Origin of the sequence: Amycolatopsis acidicola, assembly GCF_007713735.2 — a bacterium.
In the GTDB taxonomy this organism is placed as follows: Bacteria; Actinomycetota; Actinomycetes; order Mycobacteriales; family Pseudonocardiaceae; genus Amycolatopsis_E; species Amycolatopsis_E acidicola.
Genome location: NZ_VMNW02000178.1, coordinates 1 through 5958, shown reverse-complemented (window position 1 = coordinate 5958; position 5958 = coordinate 1). Strand labels below are relative to the sequence as shown.

Here is a 5958-nt window from a genome sequence, read left to right as displayed (position 1 = left end):
CGGCAATCCCCGCGACCGGCAGCCCCCGCGACCGGCAATCCCCGCGACCGGCAGCCCCCGCGACCGGCAATCCCCGCGACCGGCAGCCCCCGCGACCGGCAGCCCCCGCGACCGGCAACCCCCGCGACCGGCAGCCCCGCTCAGCAGCCCCTCCACCCAACAACCCTCGTTCAACGTAGGACGTCGTAGATCTGCTTCTGCACGCCGTTGGGGTAGACCTCGTGCTCGATCAGCTTCAGGCGGGTGGCTGGCAGATCGGCGTCGCTGAACAAAGGTTTGCCCGCGCCGAGCAGCACCGGGAACACGAGCAAGTGGTAGCGGTCGATGAGGCCGGCCTCCTGAAGCGCGACGGTGAGCGTGGCGCTGCCGTGCACCAGGATCGGTCCTCCCTCGGTCTTCTTGAGCTCGGCCACCTCGTCGAGCGAGCGGAGGATCGTGTTCTCGCCCCAGTCGTCCACGAGATCGGCCTCGGTGAGCGTGGTGGAGACGACATACTTCGGCATTCCCTTGTACGTCGCGAAATCCGCCATCCCCGGCCACACCGGCGCGAACAACTGATAGCTCGATCTGCCGAACAGGAGAGCCCCCGCCTCCTCCTGCTCTCTGCCCTTGATCTCGTAGGCCTCCGGCAGGAATTCGACCGTCTTGAACGTCCACCGCGTGCTGTGCAGCTCCGGGTCGCCCCCGGTCGGATCGAGCTTCCCGTCCAGCGAGACGAACGGCGTCGAGATGAGCGTGCGCATGGTTCCTCCTCTTTGTCGGGTTTACCCGGATACAGGGTGCCCGACGCGGCGAGCGAGGACCAGGCTCCGCGGCCGATCAGGCGTCGAACAGCGCGCTGACGGACTCGCCGTTGTGAATGCGGCGCATCGCCTCCGCGAGCGCGGGCGCGATCGACAGCACGGTCAGCTTCGGCTCCGGCTCGTCGGGCTGCACCGGGACCGTGTTGGTACACACGATCTCCGCCACATCCGGCTCGTCCGCGATGCGCTTCAGCGCCCCATCGGAGAACAGGCCATGCGTGCACGCCACCCGGATCGAGCGCACACCCAGCTCCCGCAACCGCGCCAGCACCTCCAGCACCGTGCTTCCGCGCGCGATCTCGTCGTCCAGCACGATCACGTCGCGGCCCGCGACCTCGCCGATGATCGAACTGATCGTCACCCGGTCGTCCGCGAACCGCTCCTTCGCCCCGGCCGCCACCGGAACACCGAGCAGCCGCGCGAAATGCGCCGCCGGTTTGGCATTGCCGAGATCGGGGGAGACGACCGTGGTGCGCGAGAGGTCATAGCCGCGGAAATGCCCGGCCAGCTCCCGCAGCGCGTGCAGATGATCCACCGGGACGCTGAAGAACCCGTGCACCTGCGGGGAATGCAGCGTCATCGCCAGCACCCTGTTCGCGCCCGCCGTCACCAGCAGGTCCGCGACCAGCCGCCCGCCGATCGAGATCCGCGGCGCGTCCTTCTTGTCCGAACGGGCGTACGCGTAATGCGGCAGCACCACCGTCGTCCTGGCCGCCGAAGCGCCGCGCGCCGCGTCGAGCATCAGCAGCAGTTCGACCAGGTTCTCCTGCGTCGGCGCCACGATCGGCTGGATCAAAAAGACGTCGCGCTCACGGCAGTTGGCCTCCAGCTGCACTTCCAGGCAGTCGTTGGCGAACCGCCGCACCCGCACGGGATGCAGCTCCACCCCGAGGTTCGCGCAGATTTCGGCGGCCAGCTCGGGATGGGCACTTCCACTGAAAACGGCGATTTCGCGCACGGAACGCACTGTACCCGCCGGACCGCGTTCGCTCAGGACTTTCGCCACCACAGCCCGGACCGGTCCGCGGCGGTGGTCGCCAGCAGCAGTCCGGCCGGCACCGCCGCGACGTACGCTTCCGGTGCCACCGCGGGCAACGGCAGTTCGGTCCAGCTCGCGCAATCGCGGCTCACCGAATACAGCCTCGCCACGGAATCCGCCGATACCGTCACAAACGCTTGCGCGCCAAGAGAAGCCTGTTTTACGTCCACTGTGGACCCAGCAGGTCCCGGATGCGGCGCGGCCACGGAACCGTCCAGGCCGACCTGCCAGCAGAGCGCCTGCGGGCGTGCTCCCGCGCTCGCGCCGAACAACACGCACCCGTTCGCGTCGCAGGCCGCACGTTGCGCCGTGGACCCCGTGCCCGGCACGCTCAGCCGCCGCCAGGTCTGCCCGTCCGGCGAAACCCAGGCGAGCGGGAGCAGGTCCGCACCACGCTGATTGCCGCCCGCCACCAGGAAACCGGACGGGCCGGACGTCACCCCCACCGCGCTCGTCTGCTCACCCGGCGCCGACGCGAGCGCCGGATCGTCAGCCTGGCGCCGCCACGTCCGTCCGTCGGCAGTGGTCCATACGGCCGCCCCGTACCGCCCGCTCACCTCGTCCCACTGACCGACCAGCAGCCCCGCCGCGGCCGCGTTCACCGCTATCGCGTGCGGGCCGCCGAACAGCTCGAACGGCTGCGGGTACTCGGTCAGCGACTCGGTGCTCCCGCTCCACACCGTCATCCGCGGATTCCCGTGCGCGCCACCGAAAGCCTGCCCCAGCACGGTCACCTGCCCGTTCGCCGCGCCCGCCGAAGCCAGCTCCGCCTGGAACGCATACGCGCTGTGCGGCGCCAGCGCGACCGGGCGCCAGCCACGCCCGTCCGCCGTCATCCACGCGGCCGGCGCGCGGCCCTCGGGTCCCGGCACGGAGCCCAGCACCAGCACCCCGCCGTCGACGGGCACCATCGCGAGCACTCGCGCGCCGGGCGCGGGCGGGGGAAGCTCGGCCCATTCCGGGGGCGGCGCCGAGCAGGCCGCCAATACGAGCACCGCGACGAGCAGCCACCGCGCCATCCACCCACTCTGCCACAGGCGAAACCGGCCGCGGTGCGGTATTTCTGAGTGCGTGATCCCGGTCCACGACGTGAATCCGCTCCGCCGCACCCCATGGCTGACCTACGGCCTCGTCGCGGCGAACGTGGTGGTGTTCCTGCTGATGCCCGCCGCGGCGCACACCCTCGCCGGCAGCACCACGCTCGGTCAGCTGTGCGATCTGCAGGCCTTCGTCGAACGCTGGGGCGCCGTGCCGAAGGAGCTGCTCAGCAATTCAGTGCCCAGCCTCGTGCCGACCGGCCGCGGGGTGGTCACGCAGCAAGGCGCGGGCTGCATCCTCGGGCCACCGGGCTACACGAAGACGCCCGTGCTTTCCGTGTTCACGGCGATGTTCCTGCACAGCAGCTGGACGCACCTGATCGGGAACATGCTGTTCCTGGCCATCTTCGGCAACAACATCGAGGACAGGCTGGGCCGCGTGCGGTTCCTGCTCTTCTACCTGGTGTGCGGGTACGTGGCCGGCTACGGTTTCGCGCTCACCGACCCGTCCTCGGACCAGCCGCTGATCGGGGCTTCGGGCGCCATCGCCGGCGTGCTCGGCGCGTACCTCGTGATCTACCCGCGGGCACGGGTGTGGGGCCTGATCCCGGTGCTGTTCTTCCTGCCGCTGCGCGTCCCGGCGTGGCTGATGCTCGGGATGTGGTTCGTGCTGCAGGCTTTCTACGCCACCGGGTACGGCACCGCGCAGGCCGGTTCGGTGGCCTACGCGGCGCACGTGATCGGGTTCGTCGTCGGCGCGCTGCTCGGATTCACGATGCGCGGACGACGACGTATCGACCGTCCACAGTAGACGTTCAGACCGTGGTGGTCTCCTTGCGTTCGGAGCGGGGGGCGAGCCGGGTCGGCACGTTGAACCCGACCAGCAGTGCGGTGACCACCGTGAGGCCGACTGCCAGCCACAGCAATGCCGGGCCGAGGCCGATGTGCGCGGCCACCTGCGCCCCGGCGAGCGGGGCTACGGCGCCGCCCAGCGCGCCGACGTTGTAGGTGAAGCCGAGGCTCGCGGCCCGGAGCCGCACCGGGAAGTGGTCACCGATGTATTTGGGCAGCAGCCCGGAGATGCCGGAACTGGTGGCCTGCAAGGCGAACAGCAGCACCCACACCAGCACGATCGAGCCCGAGCCGAGCGCGAACGCGGGGAACACGAACACCAGCGACAGGACGAGTCCGCCGACGTACGTGGCTCTGGTGCCGAACCGGTCACCGAGCAACCCCGCCAGGCAGGAGCCGAGCGCGTATCCGAGGCCCGCCCAGGTGAGCGCGTTCGCGACCTGGCCGGCGTTGTAGTGCAGCTCGGTTTTGAGGTACGTCGGCAGCAGGGACTGGATCGGCCACGAGTAGAGGAAAGCGCAGAACACGGTGGCCATCAGCCCGACCGCCATCGGCCACGAGCGCCCGCTGATCTGCACGGCGAAGGCGACGAAACCCAGTACGCACAACACGATGTACAGCGGATACCAGGAGCCCGCGTTGCCGGAGAAGATCAGCACGAGGCTCACCGCGACTACGACGGCGATGACGATGTTGGCGGCCGTCCAGCGCTTGTCCAGCAGGGCGGTGGCGCTGGTGGTCTTGCCCGAGTTCGCCACCTCCTCGGTCCAGTCCTTGGCTTCGGGCAGGGATTTGCGCAGCCAGAGTGCGATCAGCACCGGGAGGATGCCGATCCAGAACAGCCACCGCCAGCCGAGGCTCGGCACGACGAGGTCGTAGGCGCGGGCGGCGAGGATGCCGCCGATCGGGTAAGCCGACAGCAGGAAACCGCTGGCACGGTTGCGGAGCGCCTTCGGCCAGCTCTCCATCACGTAGGTGCTGCTCGAGCCGTACTCGCCGGCCATGCCGACGCCGACGACGGCGCGGAAGAAGAACAGCGCCCAGTAGCCCCAGGCGAAACCGCACAGCGCGGTGCCCACCGCGTAGCAGACGATGCTGAGGATCATCGCCGGACGGCGGCCGAACCGGTCACCGAACGCGCCGAGCGCGAGCCCGCCGAACCAGCGCGACACGAACGCCGCCGATACGAGCGTGGCGGCGCCCGCCAGGGAAAGATGGAACTCGGTCCGGATCTCGGTCAGCACCAGCGTGATGATCACGAAATCGAAGCCGTCGAGCAGATACCCGAGCCAGGCGGCGCTGAAGGCTTTCCACTGTCCCGGACCGAGTTGGCGATACCACGGAACACGCGGGGAGGTGCTGTTCATTGCTTACTCTCTTCGTCGAGAACCTCAAGGTTACTCGTAGGACGTTGGACGTCGTATGATATCGCGGTACGCTAGCTCAGACGTCGAAGTGGGGGCAAGAGTGCGGACGACACGCAGCCAGGAACTGGTCGACAACATCATCGAGCTGATCGACCGGCGCAAGCTGCGCGCCGGCGATCCGCTGCCGCCCGAGCCGCGCCTGATGGAGGAGTTCGACGCGGCGCGGAACTCGGTGCGGGAGGCGCTGCGGACCCTGCAGGCTCTCGGCATCGTCGAGATCCGGCACGGTTACGGCACGTTCGTCGGCAATGCGAGCATGACCGCGTTGAGCCCGTCGCTGTTGTTCCGGACACGGGCGCATTCGCGGGACAACCTGCGCGGGTTGAGTGAGCTGCTCGAAGTGCGGCAGATCCTGGAGACGGAGCTGACGAAGAAGGTCATCGCCGACGGCGAGTTGCTCGGGGATCTGCGGGAGTGCGTGGCGCAGATGGCCGACCCCGCGACAGCCGTGGCCGCGGACCGCCGTTTCCACGAGCGTATTTGTGTCGCCGCGGGCAACGACCTGGCGCTGGAGCTGATCCGGCTGTTCTGGGAGGTGTACCGGCAGACCGAGTCGCTCATCGGGGCGCGCACGTCGACCCCGGAATCGTTGGTGGGCAAGCACAGCAAGATCGTGGAGGCCATCTCCTCCGGCGAGGATGCCCGGATCGCCGAGGCCGTGAGCCTCCACTTCGACGAGATCCGCTACCGCATCGCGACCCGCTGAGGTTTTTTCGGGCTGGGCGAGGGTTCGGCCGGGATCGCGGAGGGGCTTGGCGAGACTGGCTCGGGTTCGGTCGGGGATGCGCTTGGGGCTCGGG

General features: G+C 69.1%; 6 protein-coding genes. 2 read left to right on the top strand and 4 right to left on the bottom strand.

Features of this window, described 5'->3' with window-relative positions; translation table 11 throughout:
* Positions 1 to 170: 170 nt before the first annotated feature.
* The 3 genes from FPZ12_RS45190 to FPZ12_RS45180 all read right to left on the bottom strand — a co-directional run bounded on the left by FPZ12_RS45190 (position 171) and on the right by FPZ12_RS45180 (position 2861).
* Entirely contained in the window at positions 171 to 743 is a 573-nt protein-coding gene (locus tag FPZ12_RS45190; protein WP_144762190.1) for a dihydrofolate reductase family protein, read from the bottom strand.
* 76 nt (positions 744 to 819) lie between these two features.
* On the bottom strand, positions 820 to 1761 hold the full coding sequence (locus FPZ12_RS45185; RefSeq protein ID WP_144762193.1) for a ribose-phosphate diphosphokinase: 942 nt from the start codon (positions 1759 to 1761) through the stop codon (positions 820 to 822).
* A 32-nt stretch (positions 1762 to 1793) separates the two neighbouring features.
* Positions 1794 to 2861 carry a hypothetical protein gene (locus FPZ12_RS45180; RefSeq protein ID WP_144762196.1) on the bottom strand — a complete coding sequence of 356 codons (1068 nt, stop codon included), beginning with the start codon at positions 2859 to 2861 and terminating at the stop codon, positions 1794 to 1796.
* A gap of 52 nt (positions 2862 to 2913) precedes the next feature.
* Here FPZ12_RS45180 and FPZ12_RS45175 point away from each other — a divergent pair, with 52 nt between their 5' ends.
* A complete protein-coding gene (locus tag FPZ12_RS45175) occupies positions 2914 to 3690 on the top strand; it encodes a rhomboid family intramembrane serine protease (RefSeq protein ID WP_208026241.1) in 777 nt (258 codons plus the stop codon).
* A 4-nt stretch (positions 3691 to 3694) separates the two neighbouring features.
* Here the strand turns inward: FPZ12_RS45175 and FPZ12_RS45170 are convergent, their stop codons facing one another.
* The gene (locus FPZ12_RS45170) at positions 3695 to 5098 is read right to left on the bottom strand and encodes a sialate:H+ symport family MFS transporter (protein ID WP_144762200.1); all 1404 of its coding nucleotides are present in this window, start codon (positions 5096 to 5098) and stop codon (positions 3695 to 3697) included.
* 100 nt (positions 5099 to 5198) lie between these two features.
* Between FPZ12_RS45170 and FPZ12_RS45165 the strand changes: the two genes are divergently transcribed.
* The gene (locus FPZ12_RS45165) at positions 5199 to 5864 is read left to right on the top strand and encodes a FadR/GntR family transcriptional regulator (RefSeq protein ID WP_144762203.1); all 666 of its coding nucleotides are present in this window, start codon (positions 5199 to 5201) and stop codon (positions 5862 to 5864) included.
* Positions 5865 to 5958: the final 94 nt, after the last annotated feature.

What these genes read in the sequence shown, in the direction of transcription:
- FPZ12_RS45190 (WP_144762190.1), bottom strand. Translation starts at nt 743, where the DNA reads ATGCGCACGCTCATCTCGACGCCGTTCGTCTCGCTGGACGGGAAGCTC.
- FPZ12_RS45180 (WP_144762196.1), bottom strand. Translation starts at nt 2,861, where the DNA reads ATGGCGCGGTGGCTGCTCGTCGCGGTGCTCGTATTGGCGGCCTGCTCG.
- FPZ12_RS45170 (WP_144762200.1), bottom strand. Translation starts at nt 5,098, where the DNA reads ATGAACAGCACCTCCCCGCGTGTTCCGTGGTATCGCCAACTCGGTCCG.